The organism is Streptomyces beijiangensis, from assembly GCF_017315755.1.
Classification (GTDB): domain Bacteria; phylum Actinomycetota; class Actinomycetes; order Streptomycetales; family Streptomycetaceae; genus Streptomyces; species Streptomyces beijiangensis.
Genome location: NZ_JAFLRJ010000747.1, coordinates 1 through 230, shown reverse-complemented (window position 1 = coordinate 230; position 230 = coordinate 1). Strand labels below are relative to the sequence as shown.

1 pseudogene is annotated in these 230 nt (G+C 59.6%); it reads left to right on the top strand.

Annotated features, from left to right (window positions below):
• Positions 1–230, top strand: a pseudogene (locus J0695_RS38835) (glutamate--cysteine ligase); the annotation flags it as partial.

The following is a 230-nucleotide window of genomic DNA, read 5'->3' as shown; positions in this document are numbered from 1 at the left end:
TGAATGCGGAGGTGCTCGAGCGCATCGCGAGCCGTGATTTCCAGACCGAACTCGGAATGTTCAATCTGGAAGTCAATATTGTTCCGCACCGGCTCGAGGGGCGGGTTTTCGATCAGCTTGCCGAGGAGCTGCGCACCGGTCTCGCGTACGCCCACAGAAAAGCGAACGAGGTCGACGCGGGGATCGTCATGATCGGAATTCTTCCGACGCTCACCCAGCGCGATCTGGTC